Here is a 16,458-nt window from a genome sequence, read left to right as displayed (position 1 = left end):
CCCATGGTCCCCGCCACGATCACCCTGACCGTACAGCTGCCGACGACGCCGACGCGGGCGTTCCGTGCGCTGACCCGCGCCACCCAACTGCGGCGCTGGTTCGGCGACATGCTCGACTACGACCGCTCACTGCTCGTCTTCGGTGCAGGCCGGCAACTCACGTTCATCTCCGACGGCACGGTCGGACAGGGGCAGGTCACCGTCTTCCGTCCCCCGTCGGTACTGGAGTACAGCTGGAACAACGAGACCCTGCGGTTCGACCTCGACGCCGAAGGTGAGGAGACGTCCCTGACGTTCACCAACACCATCCACGGTGCCGGCGCACAGACCATCGCCGAGGCGGCGTACCCCGACTGGCGGGACGCCCTGGAACGCCTGCGGGCCCTGTTCACCACCCCGCCCACCACCGACCCCGGAGGAGCCGAATGACCGACCACCCCACCCCGGACGACCGCCTGACCGACCGTTACGGGAGGCCCCAACCATGGTCACCCGGGCAGTGGAACGACACCCTGGAGACCATCACCGCACACCGCTCCGTGCGGTTGTGGCAGGACCGGGACGTCGACGACGACGTGCTCTCCACGGTGCTGGCCGCCGCACAGTCCGCCCCGTCGTCGTCGAACAAGCAGACCGTGTCCGTGGTGGCGGTGCGGGACCGGACGGTGAAGGAGCAGCTCGCGGGCATCGGCAAGCAGATGTCCGGCCACGTCGCCACCGCCCCGGTACTGCTGCTGTGGCTGGTGGACTTCTCGCAGATCCGGTTCCTGGCCGCGCAGGCGGAACAGGCGGCGGCCGACGGGGATGCGGACGGGGACGGGGATGCGGACGGGGCTGCTGGCGCCGGGGAGATCCACGGCGTCTCCTCGGCGCCGCCGCACGACCTGGGGTCGCTGGGCTACCTGGATGAGCCGGTGACCTCGGTCCTGGACATCGGCATCACCTCCCAGACCGCCGCCATCGCCGCCGAATCCCTGGGACTGGGCACGGTGTACCTGGGCTCGATGCGCAACGACATCGGTGCCGTCCAGGAGATCCTCGGGATCCCGCAGGACGTCGTCCCGTTCCTCGGACTGGCGGTGGGCTACGGCGACCCCACTGAGAACGCCGGTGTGAAGCCGCGCCTGCCTATGGAGCTGTTCGTCCACCACGACCGGTACAACCCGAGGGCCGACGAGGCCGGCGCCACGGAACGTGCCGGCCTGCTCGCCGACTACGACGACGCTCTCGTCGGCTACTTCGCCCGGTACGGCCAACACCCGCAGTGGTCGGCGCAGACCCTGCACCGGGTGTCGCAGAACGCCGCGACGAAGACGAAACGCCACCTGATCCGGCAGTTCCTGGAGAAGGCGGGGTTCGGGCTGAAGTGACCCTCCCGCCATCGAGGGGAGCCACCGACGACACCGCACACGCAGCAACCCCACGGGTCGGCAACACCGACCTGTGGGGTTGCTAGGCTGCGGAACCATGACACCCGGCCACAGTCATCCCGGCAGAACCACCGACCTCGGCAGCACGCTCAGCAGTCTCGACGGCTCAGGATACGGCGCCTACAAAAAGCTCCACGGGGAGCACCACCTGCAGACCCCGTCCGGGACACCGGTGACGTTGTCGGTGGACAAGGTGCAGTCCGACCCCTTCGCCCCTCCCTCGCTGGTACAGGTCAGCGTGCCGCTGTCGGCCACGGGGATCGCACCGGACCTGGTGGGGTCACGCCGCGACGCGGTACCGGTGCGTGACCACCTGACCCGCCGCGTCGCCGCCGCGATCGCCACCCACAACCCGTCCGGTGGCAAGGGCTCCGGTTTCCTCGCCGTCGACGCACCTGGCCAGCAGGTGATCGACCGCAGCAGCGTGGTCATCGACGCGGACCGGGACCGGGTGACCGTCCGGCTGGAGGCCGCACTGCCGGCGCAGGGACGGCGGATCCGGGGTCCGGCTGCGGCCACGTTGTTCTGCGAGGTCCTGCCGGCCGTCGTGCAGGAGGCGCTGGTGGACCTGGACTCCCCCGCTCTCGACGCGCTGAGCCTCGCCCACGAAACCTACCTGGACCAGGAGTTCCTCCGCGGGGCCCTGGACGGGATGGGGCTCGTCGGCTTCGTGGCGGACGGTTCCGTCCTGCCGCGGGCGGCCGGCAACTCCCAACGTCCGTTGTCCGGTGCCGTGGCGTTCCGTTCTCCGGAATCGTTGCGCCACAGTGTGGCGCTGCCGTCGGGACGGACCGTCACCGGACTCGGTGTGCCGGCGGGGGTGACGTTGGTCGTCGGCGGCGGCTACCACGGCAAGTCGACCCTGCTGCGGACACTGGAACTGGGGATCTACAACCACGTCCCCGGCGACGGCCGCGAGTTCGCCGTCACCGACCCCGATGCCGTCGCGCTACGGGCGGAGGACGGACGTGCGGTCACCGACGTGGACATCTCCCCGTTCCTGCACGACCTCCCCGGGGCGGGACGCTCCCCTGACACGCGCTGTTTCTCCACCACCAACGCCTCGGGGTCGACCTCCCAGGCCGCCGGCCTTGTCGAGGCGCTGGACTGCGGGGCGCGGACCCTGCTGATCGACGAGGACACCTCGGCGACGAACTTCATGATCCGCGATGACCGGATGCGTACCCTCGTGCCGTCGGCGAAGGAGCCGATCACCCCGCTGGTCGACCGCGTGCGGTCCCTGTGGGAGGACCACGGGGTGTCCACCGTCCTGGTGGCCGGCGGTTCGGGCATGTTCATCGACGTCGCCGACACGGTGATCATGCTCGACAACTACCGTCCCGTCGACGTCACCGCCCGGGCGGCGGAGCTTGCCGAGCCGTCTGGTGGGCAGGCGATGCCTCGTCCGGGCCGTCGACGTCCGGGACCGTTCTCCTTCCGCCCTCCGTCCGGCGGAGGGCGCGGAGGACGCGGCGGACGGGGTGGACAGGGCGGCCGGGGTGGACGGGGTCCCCGTCCTCCGCAGGCGAAGGGCCTGGACACCATCCGCGTCGGTGAGGAATCCATCGACCTGTCCGCTTGGGCGCAGCTGGTGGACCCCTCCCAGACCGCTGCCGTGGCCGCGGCGCTGAGCCAGGTCTCCTTCGACGGGGACACGACCCTCGACGAGGTGGTCGACGAGGTCGTCCGTCGCATCCGTGACGGTGGGCTGGACGTCCTGTCCGCGCACGGGCGGGGACGCCATCCCGGACGGCTCGCCGGCGTCCGCCGTCACGAGATCGCCGCCGCCGTGAACCGCTACCGGGGTCTGCGTCCGCGCGGGCGCGGGTGACACCGCGGTAGTCTCGGGGCTGTGACGACTCCAGCACAGATCCGTAAAGCCGCCCTCGCCCTCCCCGGGGTCGACGAGGCCGTGGAAGGGAGGCAACGGACCTACTCCGTGGCGGGGGCGGTCGTCGCCGTCGTGACCCCGGACGCGGATCTCCGGATCCCAGGCCGGCAGGACGTGGCGCTGGCCGGGATCAACGGGATGGAGTCCAACGCCCTGGTGCGCCAAGCCTGGTACGCCGCGGCCCCGGAGAGTCTGACGGCACGGCTACGTGCGGCCGAGGAGGCCGTCGCCGGTGAGGTCGGTGATCTGCCGAAGAGCATCGGGACCCCGGCGACCCGGGCCCTGGTGGAACGGGGTATCACCTGCCTCGCCGACCTCGACGGGATCACCGAGGAGACACTGGCGTCCTGGCACGGGGTGGGGCCTACAGCTGTCCGGATCCTGCGGGAGTCGCGATGACGGTGCCTGACGGGCCGTAGCAGATTTCCGCGGCATCGAGCTGGGCACTGCGTCGGGCGGTGGGACTCGAGCAGTCCCACTCCCCCATCCGCATCGCCAGCGTGTTGCCACCGCATTCGGCGTCGCGCCGCTCACGGTAGTCGTCGATGACCTCCTGAGCGTCGAGACACGACACAGACCCTTCCCTGACCTTGACGAGGGTGTTCCCGGACGCGGCTCCGCACATCGTTCCCGCCGCCACGGGCTCGTCGGTGTCACTGTAGTCTCCGTCGATGCCGGCCGGAGGGGCAACCTGACCTGCGGTGAGCGCCGGGGCACTGGGGTCCACGTGGTATTCGTCGTCGAGGACGTCGCCGGTGAGTGTCATCGTCCGGTCTTCTCCACTGACGGTCAGGACTGTCTCACCGACAGCACAGCTCAGCTCCCGGTTCCCGCCCATCTCGCAGGTGGCGTCCCCGACCGTGATCCGCTGGTCGGGCTCCAGAGCACCCGGCGCCGGCGGGACCCCCTCGACCAGGGTGTAGGTGATCCCCTCGTCGGTGATCCTCGCGGCTCCCGGACGCTGCTGCTCGAACGGGGGAACCTCGATATCCGGGGCCTCGTCGGGGGCCGTACCGGTGCAGGTCACCGCATCGGGATTGGCGTCGTCAGCCTCGATGATGCAGAGTCCGGTCTCGTCTCCCCCGGTCCGGTAGTCGAAGACCACGTTGCCGTTGAGTATGTAGTCGGCGGGGTCGACGTCCTCGACACCGGCGCCCTCCACAACGGTCGTGGCCGTGACCTGTTCCGCGAACGTCGGCGTCGGGGCCTCCTCGCCGGAGGTGCACCCGGAAAGAAGGCCTGCTGGTACCGCAATGACGGCCGGTGCGAGTCTGACATTGATTCTGGCTCGGGCGTTCTCCGAGTATCGCATTCTCCTCACAGGAAACTGTCTACCAGGCGAGCGTAGGCACAGAGGGGCGAATCGAAATCCTCGAGGGCATCTACGTCGCGTTCCTCCTGGCACGGATCCAGGATGAGGACACTGATGTCTTCCTGAGCAGGACGGCGTCGGATGCAGGGCCGGTCACTTCAATGCCTCGGGAACAACCCAGTAGCCCCCTTCACCACGGCTCTCCAGGTACTCCGCGAACTCGCCGGACCGATAGGCTGCGGCAACATCGTCGGCCCACTCCGAATCCGCGTCCTCGCTTCTCACCACGGCGACGAGCTCGAGTTCGGGGAGCAGTTCCTCCTGGAACAGCTGGAGGTTCTGGTCCACGCCCGAGGCGTACGCCATGGAACCGGGAATGACCGCCCAGTCCACGTCGTCGAGCCCCCGGGGGATGAACGCCGAGTCCAGGGTTCTGATGTCCAGGTCATGCGGGTTGTCCGCGATGTCTTCTGCAGTGAGCTCGGTGTCGTCCGCACCGTCCTTCATCGTCAGCCAGCCTGCCTGGGCGAGGATCCGGTAGGCGCGCGAGGCGTTCGACGGATCCTCCGGGATAGAGACGGTCTGACCGTCAGCGACATCCTCAAGGCTGCCATGGGCCGACGAGTACAAGCCGGCGGGGACAGTGGGAATTGGCGTGATCGACACGAGATCCGCCCCTGCATCCCGGTTGAACGCCTCCATGTAGGCGGTGTGCTGGTCGACGTTGATGTCGACGCTCCCCTCCTGCAGTGCGATTTCCGCCTGCTGGAGTTCAGTGTAGTCGTCGAAAGTGACGTCGTATCCGTCGTCCTCGAGGATCGGGACGATCCCCTCACGGAAAAGCTCACTGTAAGGCCCGGGCGACGTGCCGACCCGGATGGTGCCCACCTCTTGCTGTGAGCTGTCGTCGACGCAGGCCGCAAGACTGACGGTGAGTGTCGCCGCAACCGCTGCGGCGCCGACGCTGCGTGAGACCCGGTGTGCGATGGTTCTCATGATGTTCTCCTCGTGGTGTGTGAAACGTCGTCCACATACCAGAATAGACCACTCTGTCTATGTGGTTATCACCCGGCCCACGGAAGGAAGTTGCGAAAGAGAGCACCAGAAGCCCGAAGCGTCAGCTCCCCAGCCGGGTACACGCCGGGGACGTGGCCGCCGCGGCAATCAGCCCTGCCGACAGGCCGTTGATGTACCGCGCCTTCTCAGCGCCGGTGAGCCCGTGCGCTCCCCCGCCGGTGTCGCTGCCGAACTCGTTGTAGACCCACGGGGTGTCCGCGATCAGGGAGATCACCGGGAGATTGCCCTCCCACAGCGGGTCACGCCCCGCGAACGAGTTGTCGCGCACCGGCACCGCGCCACCCTCGACCACCGAGCGGGCACCTGCCACGATGCCCGACAGCCGCTCCGATTCCGCAGCCGTCGCCGCGTTGTCGAAGGCCACCTTGCGTGGTTCTCCGGCGGCGTCCGTCCCCGCCCGGTACCCGCCCTGGCGCTGCGGGAAGACCGCCGACTGGTCCGCACCAGGGGTCGTGTGGACGGACACGCCCAGGAACGCCCCTGCGTCGGCCGCCCGGTCGACCCGCTCACGGTACGTCACGTCCTCGTCGACGGAGTTCTTCAGCACCACGGTGCCGATCCCCGCCAGCGACAACCGCGACTCGACGGCACGGACGATCTCGTAGGCCTCGGCGTTCTCCACGCCGTTGGGGTAGTCGATCATGCGGACACCGGTGGCCGGGTCGAACTCGTCGGTGTCCACGGCATTGTGTCCGGGATCCAGGGCGACGACACACTGCGTCCCGCCGGCGCCACCACCGACGGACGACCCCGGCAGCGACGACGACTGCGCCTGCGCCGTGGCCACCGGCCCGACGGTCACCGCGACGAGGGCCACGAGTGCGGCGGAGACGACACGGCGGGAACGGCCACCCGGGAAAGAAGACAGCATGTGGAGAGTATAACTCACAGATTAATCTGTTCCTACGCTCATGCCACGCACCACATCCCGTCCAGCGTCACCAGCTACGACGAGGCCTTGGCGACGGCCTGCTCGATGATCTCGAGCACCCGGACGGAGTCCGCCGGGGCGACCGGCAGCAGGCCGGTGCCGTAGATCGCCGAGGCCAGCGCCGGTTCTGGAAGACGGTGAGGTGACGTCCCGCCCGGTCGGCGTGCTCGCTGAGCTCCCGTCCCGGCCGCCCCGTGAATCGACGTGGCGACGGGACCCATGTCAGGCGTCGGCGATGCGCTCCCGGATCGCGGTGATCTCCCGCGGCGTCACCCGGCAGCACCCACCGAGCAGGTGGACGCCGGCCTCGAGGAAGTCCGGGACGGCGTCAATGAGCCCGAGTCCGCCGGTCTCCCGCGGCACCCAGACGCGGTTCACGTGGTCCCACCGTTCACCGCTGTTCGGGTAGGCGGCCAGTGGAAGGTCGGTGAATTCAGCCAGCCTGCGCACCCCGGCCAGGACGTCCGCCACCGAGCCGCAGTTCACCCCCACTGCACGGATCGAGGTCGACCCCGAGACGATCGCGGCGACCTCCTGCAGGTCCGTCCCGTCGCTCAGCATCCGGCCGTCCCCGGGGGTGACGGTCACGCTCAGCACGGCGGGTCGCCCGGCGCGGTCGAGTTCGCCCGCCAGCGCCTCCACCTCCAGGACGGACGGGACGGTCTCGGCGAAAAGGAGGTCTGCCCCGGTGTCCGCGAGGATCCCGATACGGCGGCGGTGCCACGCCGCCAACTGCGCGGCCGTCAGCCCGTACGCGCCGTCGTACTCGGTCCCCTGCCCCGGTCCGGCACCGTAGGGACCGACTGACGCGGCGATGACGTGGTCGCCGTCCGCCGCGTGCACCGCGAGCTGCACGCTCTGTCGCAGCAGCGACTCGGCCACGTCCTCCACCTCGGCGGTCGGCACCCCAGCGTGGAGGAGACCGCCGACGGTCACCTCGTAGGAGCACGTCGTGGCGACGTCGGCACCGGCGGCGAAGAAATCACGGTGTGCGGCGACGATCTCGGACGGGTCGTCGCGCAGGATCTGCGCCGACCACAGGGAACCGGTGACGTCGTTGCCACGGTCGGCCAGGTGGGTGCCGAGACCGCCGTCGAGGATGAGGCACGGAAGAGAGGGGTCTGTCATCCGGACCACTGTAGACGGAGCAGTACAGTATCTGCCATGACCGTACCCGCCGAGCACGCCACCGGTGCCGCCACCGCGCATTCCGCACCACCGGGGAGCTCCTCCCTTAAACGCACGATGGCCTCCCGCCACCTGGTGATGATCGCGCTGGGCGGGGTGATCGGCTCGGGGCTCTTCGTCTCGTCCGGATACACCATCGACCAGGCCGGCCCGCTCGGTGCCGTGATCGCCTACGGGATCGGTGCCCTGGTCGCCTGGCTGGTGATGACCTGTCTCGGCGAGCTCGCCGTGGTCTACCCAGTGTCCGGCGGTTTCCACGTGTACGCGACCCGGAACCTCGGCCCGGCCTGGGGTTTCACGACCGCATGGTTGTACTGGATGTGTTGGGCGGTGGCGCTGGGCAGTGAATTCACAGCCATCGGGATCCTGATGCGACGGTGGTTCCCCGACATCCCGGTGTGGGTGTGGTGTGCGGTCTTCGCCACCGTCCTGTTCAGCCTCAACGCGGTCTCCTCGCGGGTCTTCGGCGAATCCGAGTTCTGGTTGTCCCTGGTCAAGGTCGTCGCCGTCGTGGCGCTCATCGTTGTCGGCGCCGCCTCCGTCATCGGCATCAACCCGCTCACCGACGGCGGCGCCATCGGACTGGGCAACTTCGACACACCCGACGGGCTGCTGCCCACCGGGATCGGCGGCATCCTGATCACCACCCTGGCGGTGTTCTACGCCTTCTCCGGTACCGAGCTGATCGGGGTCGCCGCCGGAGAGACGAAAGACCCGGAGACGACGATCCCGCGGGCCATCCGGACCGCGGTGCTCCGCCTGACCGTCTTCTTCATCGGGGCGATCGCCGTCATCGCTGCGGTCATCCCGTACTCCTCCGCCGGCCTGGACGAAAGCCCCTTCGTCACCGTCTTCGACGTTGTCGGGATCCCGGGAATGGCGGACGTGATGAATTTCGTGATCATCACCGCCCTGCTCTCCGCCGGCAACTCCGGTTTGTTCTCCTGCACCCGGATGCTGCACTCACTGGCGTCCGAGGGGCAGGCGCCCAAGGCACTGGCCCGTACGACCGCACGCGGGATCCCGATGCTCGCGTTGTGCGTGTCGATGCTGGGTGGCCTGGCGTCCCTGATGTCCAGTGTGATCGCACCGGGGAGTCTCTTCCTGGCGCTGGTATCGGTCGCCGGCTTCGCTGTCGTCGCCGTGTGGATCGCGATCGCCGCGTCCCAGATCGCCTTCCGGCGACGTTTCGTCGCCGGCGGAGGACGTCCCGACGATCTCGCCTACCGCTCACCGCTGTTCCCCTGGGTGCCGGGCACCGCGCTCGTACTGTTGGTGGTCTCACTGGTCGGCGTGGCATTCGACCCGTCCCAACGGGCGTCCCTGTACTTCGGGATACCGTTCACCCTGGTCTGCCTGGGGTACTACCGGTGGAGGCACGGCGCCGGGGTGTTCCGTCCCACGACGCACTGACCGCACCGGCGGCAGGGGGTCAGGACCGCACCGGGGACCGCGGCACCAACGCCATGAACACGCACCCCGCCAGGGCGAAGGCGGCGAAGATGTAGAACGAGGTCGACGGGTCGGCGTTCATCCCGATGAGCACCCCGCCGATCACCGGTCCGAGGATACCGCCGAGACGTCCGAACCCTGCGCACCAGGCGACACCGGCCGCCCGGGCCTCGGTGCCGAAGTAGTTCGCGGTGAAGCCGTACACCAGTACCTGGGTCCCGATCGTGCCGAGCCCGGCCAGGGCGACCAACAGGTACAGCACCCCCAGCGAGAGGCTCACCGGCAGCAGGACCAGGCACACCGCCGCCAGCAGGAAGGTCGCGGCCACGATCACCTTCGCGCCGAGCCGGTCGGCCAACGCCGACGCCACGAGGACCCCGACGATCGCCCCGCCGTTGAGCACCAGCAGGAACAGCAGAGAGCCTTCCGCCTCCGCACCGTTGTCCTGCATGATCTGGGGAAGCCAGGTGTTCAGCCCGTACGTCAGCAGCAGCCCGATGAAGCTCATCAGACCGATCAGGACGGTGCCCGCCAGGTACCGGGTGCTGAACAACGCCACGAAGCCGACCTTGCCCCGGGGCCGGGTGGCCTCCGGCCCGACACCCGGCCCGACACCCGGACCGGTACCCGGACCACTACCCGGACCACTACCCGGACCGGTCGCAGCTTCTGTGACAGGTTCGGGGTCCGGGACGAACGTCTGCACCGGCAGGCCGTACTTCTCGCAGACCGCCCTGGCCTCGTCCCGACGTCCCACCGTCACGAGCCACTGCGGGGACTCCGGGAGCGCGACCCACGCCAGCGGGAGCAGGATCACCAGCGGGGCCGCACCGATCATGAACAGGCCGCGCCACCCGATGTCGGACAGCAGGGCGATGGCCAGTGCCGACGCCATCAGTCCACCGGCGGGGATGCCCGAGTAGGTGACCGCGTTGAAGAGGTTCCGGCGTTCACGGGGCGCGAACTCCGCGACGATCGCACCACCGGTGGCCACGATCATGCCGACGCCGATGCCGGTGACGAACCGCAACAGCCCGAACACCACCATGGACTGGGCCAGTGCGGTCACCAGCATGCCCACGGAGAACCAGACCGTGGCCACGAGCATCACCCGCCGTCTTCCGACCCGGTCCCCCACCGCCCCGGCACTCAAAGCGCCGACCAGGACTCCAATCAACGCGTAGGACGCCAGGGTACCGGCCGTCGACGGGGTCAACGCGCCGATCTGGGTCGGGTCAGCGAGCAGGTCCGGCAGGACGGCACCGTAGACCACCAGGTCGTAGCCGTCGAAGAGGATGGCCACGGCGACCACGGTCAGGATCAGGTAGACCGTACGGCGGTGCCTGGGCGAGTCCCAGGTCGCGTCGCGACGCGCCGGGGAGGACGTGGCCGGTGCCGGCGCCCCTGGGGACGGTGTCTGTGCTGGGGGTGAGCTCATCGGGTCTCCGATCGTCGTGGATGGTCTGTACACCTCCACCACACCAGGATGTGGCGCCCGTCACACCAGGGCTTTCCCCGACACTTCCCCGGGGTCGTGCAGCACCCCGTCGATTCACGCTGCACCAACTACGCCGCACTGCGGACAAAGAGAGCCTGCTGTGACACAGGTCATAATGAGAGCGTCATCGACCCGTAGAGCGGAGCACTGTATGAGCGACAACACCACACTGAAGAAAGGGCGACTCGGTACAGCCGCCCTCGTGTTCATGATCATCGCGGCCTCGGCACCACTCACCGTCCTCGCCGGTGGTGCGCCGACCACGTTCGCCGTCTCGGGCCTGCTCGGGCTCCCCGTCGGCTACCTGGTCCTCGGGGCGGCGCTCGTCCTCTTCGCCGTCGGCTACTGTGCGATGAGCTCCCGGGTGCACAACGCCGGGGCGTTCTACGCCTACATCTCCGAGGGGCTCGGCCCCCGGCACGGCATCGCCGCCGCGCTGCTGGCACTGGTCGTCTACAACATGCTCCAGGTCGCGCTCTACGGACTGTTCGGCTTCTCCCTCTCCGCCGCACTCGCCACCTGGACCGGGCTCAGCGTCCCCTGGTGGGTCGCCGGGGCCGTCGGATGGATCATCGTCACCCTGCTGGGGGTCAGCAACGTCGACCTCTCGGCCAGGGTCATCGGGGTGCTGGTGACCCTCGAGTTCCTGGTCGTCCTGGTGGTCATGGGTTTCGCCCTGACGAACCCCCAGGAGGGGATCAGCGCCGACTCCGTCCTCCCCGAGCAGTTCCTCACCCCGGGGGTCGGCGTCCTCCTCGCCTTCTCCATCGCCGCGTTCATGGGCTTCGAGTCCGGTGCGATCTACTCCGAGGAGGCGAAGGACCCGAGCAGGACGGTCCCGCGGGCGACCTACATCGCGGTGAGCATCATCGCCCTGTTCTACGCCCTGTCGACGTGGGCCCTGACGATGGGGGTCGGCCCCTCCGGCATCATCGACGAGTCACGGACCTACGGTCCCGACCTGGTGTTCGTCTGGCTCTCGGAGTTCTCTCCACTGCTGTCGGACGTCGTGCACCTCCTGTTCGTCACCAGCGTCCTCGCCGCCCTCCTGGCCTTCCACAACGCCGCGGCCCGCTATTTCTTCGCCCTCGGGCGCTCCGGGGTGCTGCCCCGGTTCCTCGGGACGCCCGGCAGGAACGGGGCACCCGTGGCAGGTTCACTCACGCAGTCGGCCGTGGGCGTCGTCATCGTCGTGGTCTTCGCCCTGGCCGGGCGCGGCTCCGAACTGGGCGAACTGTTCCCGGTGATCACCCTGTTCACCTGGTTCTCGACGGCGGCCGCATTCGGCCTGGTCTTCCTGCTGGCGGTGACGTCGGTGGCGGTGCTCGTCTGGTTCCGGCGTGACCACCACGGATTCGGCGTGTTCACCCGGGTGGTCGCACCGGCCGTCTCCGCGGTGGCGATGCTGGTGGTGGCGATCCTCATCCTCGTCAACTTCGACATCATGATCGGCGAGGAGTCGCCGCGGTCCATGGTGTTCATCATGCCCGGCATCATCATCGGCGCCGGGGTCTTCGGGGCACTCTGGTCCCTGCGCTTCCCCAACGGGACGGTCGACATGGACGTCCTCCCGGAGCCCACGGAGCCGGTGTCTGTCCCCCGCTGAACCACTCCACTGAACCACTCCACTGAACCACCCCGCTGAACCACCCTCTCATCCCCCACGTCCCCACCCAACAACACCACCAAGGAGAACACCATGAGCAGGAAAGTAGTCGTCGTCGGAGCAGGATTCGCCGGACTCGTCGCCGCCCGGGAACTGCAGTCGGCCGGCATCGACGTCGAGGTCGTCGAGGCCCGGGACCGCATCGGTGGCCGCGCCTGGACCGACGACCGGATGGGCGCGCCCCTCGAACTCGGCGCCACCTGGGTGCACTGGCACCAGCCGCACATCTGGGCGGAGATCACCCGCTACAACCAGGGGATCTACGCCAGCCCGGACGTCGACGACGCCTACTGGCTCAGCGGCGGCACCGTGCACCGTGGCACCGAGGAGGAACTCGACCGGCGCCGCGAACGCGCCATGGACCGTGTCTACGAAGGGTCCCGCAGGTTCTTCCCGAACCCCTACAACCAGCTCTCGGCCCTCGACGACCCCGCCCTGCGCGAGGAGTTCCTCGCCGCGGACCAGCGCACCGTGTTCGACGAACTGGCCGACGGCGACTTCTCGCAGGAGGAGATCGACCTCACCGACGCCTACTGGTCCGGCGGGTTCATCGGTGAACCGCGGCAGGGGTCGGTGCTGATGGCCAAACAGTGGGCCGCCCTGTGCGACCACAACATGGCCGCGGTCGACGCACAGACCCTCGGCTTCAAGCTCGACAACGGGATGCGCGGCCTCTACGAGGGCGTCGCCGGCGACCTGGAGAAACCCGTCCGCCTGTCCACCCCGGTGACCGGGATCGCCCACACGACGACCGGTGCGGTGGTCACCCTGGACGGCGGCGAGGAGATCTCCTGCGACGCGGTGGTGGTCACCGTCCCCGTCGGTGCGCTGGGTACGGTCTCCTTCGACCCGCCGCTACCCGCCCCCATGGCGAAGGTCGTGGCCGAGAAGTGGAACTCCACCGGTGCGAAGATCTGGATCAAGGTCAAGGGCCACCACCGCATCCTGGGGATGGCCCCGCAGCCCTACCCGGTGAACATGCTGCGCTCCGAGGTGTTCACCGACGACGCCACGATCATCGTCGGCTTCGGCTCCTACCATGACCGGCTCGACCTGGACGACCCCGCGTGCGGCCAGCGGGTCATCGACCAATGGCGGGACGACCTGGAGGTCATCGACTGCACGGGCCACGACTGGGTCGCCGACCGGTGGAGCGGACAGGCCTGGGCGACCCCGCGCACCGGCCAGTTCACCGACAGCTGGCACCACTTCCGCGACACCGGGACCCGCCTGCACTTCGCCGGCTCGGACTGGGCGAACGGATGGCGCGGGGTGTGCGTCGACGGCGCCCTGGAGATGGGTGTGACCACCGCGCGCACGGTGATCCGGGAACTGGCCTGACCCGCCCGGCCGTCACCGGTGCAGGCGTGACCGGTAGGCCCGCGGGGACTCCCCGTACTCGGACCGGAACGCCTTGGACACGTGGGAGGCGTCGAAGAGCCCGTGCCGTGCGCTGATCGACTGCACGGTCTCCCCGCTGAGCTGGGGGTCGGCGAGGTCCGAGTGGATCGCACTGAGACGCCGCGACCGGATGTAGGACGCCACCGTGAGATGCTGCTCCGCGAAATGCGCGTGCAGACTGCGGACCGAGACGTAGAGCTCACGGGCCACACTGCCCGGGGACAGGTCCGGGTCCGCCAGGTGGGAGTCGATGTAACCCACCGCCCGCCGGAACACCTCGGACTGGGCGACCTCCCCCGCCGCCGGACCGTCCCCGTGCCGGGTCCGTTGTGCATGGTCCGCCAGGACGGTGACGAGGACGTCGAGGGACGAGCGGATCAGCGACTGCCCGTGGGTACCTCGTAGTTCGTCGAGGTTCCCGGCGAGCTGCCGGAACAGCGGGACGGCCACCTTCCCCAGGCCCACGTCCCCGGAGACCGCCGTCGCGGTGATCGCCGCGAGCTCGTCGTCACGCAGGTGGATGTAGGAGCGGGGGAAGAAGACCACGAGGCTGCGCTGCCGCTGCGGGAACTCCAGGGAGTACGCCCGCTCGCCGGTGTAGAGCGCCAGGTCCCCGGGCCGCAGCTCGCAGGAGCGGGAGTCCTGCGACAACAGGCAGCTGCCCTCCATCTGCAGGCTGAGCTTGCACATCGGCACCCCACGCCCCTCTCCCCCGGCCGGCCTACCGGCCACCACCGCCCCGACGTCGGGGTGCCCGACGGTGTGGGGACCGGTGTGCATGTCGAACAACTCCACGTCACCGAGGTGCACGTGCCTGGCCTCCGCGGTGAAATCCGCGGACGGACCGCTCACCCGTATGCCACGGAACGTGCGGGTGATCACCTCCGTCCACTGCGCGAAATCATGGGTCGTGGTGGTCTCCACGGTCGTCCCCACACTGGTCGTCACGTCGTCCTCCTGCCCGAGGGAAAAGCATCCGGTCCTGTCGTCCGGGATATCGCCAAGCCTATGGCGTCCGTCACACACTCCAGAACAAAAACCCTGCGCAATAAAGCAATTCCCTATACGTCGGGCACGGCAGAATCGTCCCTACCACGGGATTCCCACCGGAGCCCCGTCAGCAGCCCCGGCCCGCACCCCACCGTTCAAGGAGCGAATAGACATGTACACAGACCTACTGACGGCGATCGACGCGACGGACCCCTCCGGCAGGGCGATCCCGGACCCCGCCACCGGCGAGGTGATCGGTCACGCCCCCGAGCAGGGCGTCGACGACCTCGACCGTGCGGTGGATGCGGCGACCACCGCCCAACCCGGGTGGGAGGCCCTCGGCCACGAGGAACGGTCCCGGCTGCTGCGCGCCGCCGCCGACGCCGTCGACGCCCATGCCGAGGACCTCGCCCAGCTGCTGACCCGGGAGACCGGCAAACCCCTCAACGGTCCGAATGCGCGGATGGAGGTGGCCATGTGCGGCGACTGGCTGCGGGCCACCGCCGGCTTCGAGACACCCGGCGAGACCCTCGTCAGCGAGCCGGGGAACGCAGGGGATGGCGGGGACACCGGGGACACCGGGGCTCACGCCACACTGGCCTATGAACCCATCGGCGTCGTCGGCGCGATCGGCCCGTGGAACTGGCCGTTGATGATCACCGTGTGGCAGGTCGCCGCCGCCCTGCGCATGGGCAACACCGCCGTGGTCAAGCCCTCGGAGTACACCCCCCTCAGCGTGCTGTCGCTCGTGCACGTCCTCAACCAGGCACTGCCGGACGGGGTGCTCCACGTCGTGTCAGGGGGACGGGACGTCGGGGCCCGGCTGAGCGGACACCCCGGCATCGGCAAGATCATGTTCACTGGCTCCATCCCCACCGGCCGCGCCATCGCGGCGGCCGGTGCCGGCACCCTCAAGAGGCTGACGCTGGAGCTCGGCGGGAACGACCCCGCCATCATCCTGGACGACTGCGACCCTGCGGCCATCGCCGAGGACCTCTTCTGGGGTGCGTTCATCAACACCGGGCAGACCTGCGCGGCCGTCAAACGTGTCTACGCCACCGACGCCGTCTACGATGACCTCTGCGCCGCCCTGGCCGAGATCGCCGCAGCGGTCCCGATGGGGCCGGGCACCGACGAGGACAACGTGCTCGGCCCGTTGCAGAACCCGGCGCAGTTCCGCATCGTCGCCGACCTCGTCGACGCCGCCCGGGACGCCGGCGCCCGGATCCTGACCGGTGGCGACCCCGCCGGCGGCCCGGGGAACTTCTACCCCGCGACGATCGTCTCCGACGTCGCCTCCGACAACCCACTGGTCGTCGAGGAACAGTTCGGCCCGGCGCTGCCGATCGTCCGGGTCCGCGACGCCGACGAAGCCGTCGCCCTGGCGAATTCTCTCGACGTCGGGCTCGGCGCGTCGGTGTGGTCCGCCGACCGCGACCGGGCACTGGAGGTCGCCCGTCGGGTCCGCGCCGGGACCGTGTGGATCAACGGGCACGCCAAGCCGGACCCCCGGATCCCCTTCGGCGGGATCAAGCAGTCCGGGTACGGTCTCGAGTTCGGTGCCGAGGGGCTCAAGGCGGTGGCCGTGCCGAAGGTGTACAACGGCTGAATCCCCGGCCAGC

General features: G+C 69.2%; 15 protein-coding genes. 8 read left to right on the top strand and 7 right to left on the bottom strand.

Annotated features, from left to right (window positions below; genetic code table 11):
* Positions 1 to 3: 3 nt before the first annotated feature.
* The 4 genes from MUN33_RS07010 (at position 4) to MUN33_RS06995 (ending at position 3,720) form a co-directional block, all read left to right on the top strand.
* The gene (locus tag MUN33_RS07010) at positions 4 to 429 is read left to right on the top strand and encodes an SRPBCC domain-containing protein (RefSeq protein WP_244804189.1); all 426 of its coding nucleotides are present in this window, start codon (positions 4 to 6) and stop codon (positions 427 to 429) included.
* Positions 426 to 1,370, top strand: coding sequence for a nitroreductase family protein (locus MUN33_RS07005; protein ID WP_244804188.1), 945 nt, complete (start codon positions 426 to 428; stop codon positions 1,368 to 1,370). Before MUN33_RS07010 ends, MUN33_RS07005 begins: the two co-directional genes overlap by 4 nt.
* Before the next feature lie 97 nt (positions 1,371 to 1,467).
* Positions 1,468 to 3,261 carry an ABC-ATPase domain-containing protein gene (locus tag MUN33_RS07000; RefSeq protein WP_244804187.1) on the top strand — a complete coding sequence of 598 codons (1,794 nt, stop codon included), beginning with the start codon at positions 1,468 to 1,470 and terminating at the stop codon, positions 3,259 to 3,261.
* 21 nt (positions 3,262 to 3,282) lie between these two features.
* Positions 3,283 to 3,720 (top strand): helix-hairpin-helix domain-containing protein, encoded by a 438-nt coding sequence (locus tag MUN33_RS06995; protein ID WP_244804186.1) that lies wholly within the window; start codon positions 3,283 to 3,285, stop codon positions 3,718 to 3,720.
* On the opposite strand, the gene MUN33_RS06990 is transcribed toward MUN33_RS06995, so the two are convergent.
* The 5 genes from MUN33_RS06990 to mmuM form a co-directional block, all read right to left on the bottom strand.
* Positions 3,686 to 4,642, bottom strand: a complete 957-nt coding sequence (locus MUN33_RS06990; RefSeq protein ID WP_244804185.1) for a hypothetical protein — start codon at positions 4,640 to 4,642, stop codon at positions 3,686 to 3,688. The genes MUN33_RS06995 and MUN33_RS06990 overlap by 35 nt on opposite strands.
* A gap of 144 nt (positions 4,643 to 4,786) precedes the next feature.
* Complete coding sequence (locus MUN33_RS06985) at positions 4,787 to 5,629, bottom strand: MetQ/NlpA family ABC transporter substrate-binding protein (protein ID WP_244804184.1); 843 nt, start codon at positions 5,627 to 5,629, stop codon at positions 4,787 to 4,789.
* A 121-nt stretch (positions 5,630 to 5,750) separates the two neighbouring features.
* The gene (locus tag MUN33_RS06980) at positions 5,751 to 6,581 is read right to left on the bottom strand and encodes an N-acetylmuramoyl-L-alanine amidase CwlD (RefSeq protein WP_244804183.1); all 831 of its coding nucleotides are present in this window, start codon (positions 6,579 to 6,581) and stop codon (positions 5,751 to 5,753) included.
* Between the two features lie 74 nt (positions 6,582 to 6,655).
* Positions 6,656 to 6,862, bottom strand: a complete 207-nt coding sequence (locus MUN33_RS06975) for a hypothetical protein (protein ID WP_244804182.1) — start codon at positions 6,860 to 6,862, stop codon at positions 6,656 to 6,658.
* A gap of 1 nt (position 6,863) precedes the next feature.
* Positions 6,864 to 7,769 carry a homocysteine S-methyltransferase gene (gene mmuM, locus MUN33_RS06970; RefSeq protein ID WP_244804181.1) on the bottom strand — a complete coding sequence of 302 codons (906 nt, stop codon included), beginning with the start codon at positions 7,767 to 7,769 and terminating at the stop codon, positions 6,864 to 6,866.
* 36 nt (positions 7,770 to 7,805) lie between these two features.
* On the opposite strand from mmuM, the gene MUN33_RS06965 reads away from it, so the two are divergent.
* Entirely contained in the window at positions 7,806 to 9,242 is a 1,437-nt protein-coding gene (locus MUN33_RS06965) for an amino acid permease (protein WP_244804180.1), read from the top strand.
* A gap of 19 nt (positions 9,243 to 9,261) precedes the next feature.
* On the opposite strand, the gene MUN33_RS06960 is transcribed toward MUN33_RS06965, so the two are convergent.
* Positions 9,262 to 10,719 carry an MFS transporter gene (locus tag MUN33_RS06960; protein WP_244804179.1) on the bottom strand — a complete coding sequence of 486 codons (1,458 nt, stop codon included), beginning with the start codon at positions 10,717 to 10,719 and terminating at the stop codon, positions 9,262 to 9,264.
* Between the two features lie 211 nt (positions 10,720 to 10,930).
* Here MUN33_RS06960 and MUN33_RS06955 point away from each other — a divergent pair, with 211 nt between their 5' ends.
* Both MUN33_RS06955 and MUN33_RS06950 read left to right on the top strand, forming a co-directional pair.
* Complete coding sequence (locus MUN33_RS06955; RefSeq protein WP_244804178.1) at positions 10,931 to 12,385, top strand: APC family permease; 1,455 nt, start codon at positions 10,931 to 10,933, stop codon at positions 12,383 to 12,385.
* 93 nt (positions 12,386 to 12,478) lie between these two features.
* Positions 12,479 to 13,786 (top strand): flavin monoamine oxidase family protein, encoded by a 1,308-nt coding sequence (locus MUN33_RS06950; RefSeq protein ID WP_244804177.1) that lies wholly within the window; start codon positions 12,479 to 12,481, stop codon positions 13,784 to 13,786.
* Between the two features lie 12 nt (positions 13,787 to 13,798).
* Here MUN33_RS06950 and MUN33_RS14220 read toward each other — a convergent pair whose 3' ends face one another.
* Positions 13,799 to 14,794, bottom strand: coding sequence for an AraC-like ligand-binding domain-containing protein (locus MUN33_RS14220; protein ID WP_244804176.1), 996 nt, complete (start codon positions 14,792 to 14,794; stop codon positions 13,799 to 13,801).
* A 214-nt stretch (positions 14,795 to 15,008) separates the two neighbouring features.
* Here MUN33_RS14220 and MUN33_RS06940 point away from each other — a divergent pair, with 214 nt between their 5' ends.
* Positions 15,009 to 16,445 carry an aldehyde dehydrogenase family protein gene (locus MUN33_RS06940; protein WP_244804175.1) on the top strand — a complete coding sequence of 479 codons (1,437 nt, stop codon included), beginning with the start codon at positions 15,009 to 15,011 and terminating at the stop codon, positions 16,443 to 16,445.
* Positions 16,446 to 16,458 lie beyond the last annotated feature (13 nt).

It is taken from the genome of Corynebacterium kalidii (assembly GCF_022869005.1).
In the GTDB taxonomy this organism is placed as follows: Bacteria; Actinomycetota; Actinomycetes; order Mycobacteriales; family Mycobacteriaceae; genus Corynebacterium; species Corynebacterium kalidii.
The sequence above is the reverse complement of the archived record's forward strand: the minus strand, read 5'-3'. Positions and strand labels throughout refer to the sequence as shown.